This is a genomic window from Methylobacterium sp. 22177, assembly GCF_052045615.1.
GTDB lineage: Bacteria > Pseudomonadota > Alphaproteobacteria > Rhizobiales > Beijerinckiaceae > Methylobacterium > Methylobacterium radiotolerans.
In genome coordinates, this window is the sequence record NZ_JBQEPK010000136.1 from 1 (window position 1) to 418 (window position 418).

The window sequence follows — 418 nt, forward strand, 5'->3', positions numbered from 1 at the left end:
TGCAGCTTCGACAGCGACTTGATCACCGTCTGGTGGTTGCCGATGATCTGGTCCGCCACCAGCCCGACCCGGGCCTCGCCCGCCGCGACGATGATCACCTTCTGGTGCAGCTCCGGCTCGCCCGCGGCCCCGAACAGGCTGCGCAGCCGCAGGAACGGCACCAGCGCGCCCCGGATGTTCAGGAAGTCCCGCCCGCGCCCGCCGCGCTCGCCGGCGGGCAGCTCGACGCATTCCTCCACCGCCGCCAGGGGGATGACGTAGCGCCCCTCCCCCACCCGGATCAGCAATCCCTCGATGATCGCCAGCGTCAGCGGCAGGCGCAGGGCGACCGTCGTGCCGCCCCCCGGCTCGGTCGCGATGTCGATCGTGCCGCGCAGGCTCTCGATCGTCTTCTTGACCACGTCCATGCCGACCCCGC

Annotated in this window: 1 protein-coding gene; it reads right to left on the reverse strand. The window is 71.8% G+C overall.

Annotated elements, in window-relative coordinates:
* Positions 1 to 418 (reverse strand): chemotaxis protein CheW (locus ACTJK8_RS32405; protein WP_440763220.1); only part of this gene is annotated, 418 nt, incomplete at both ends.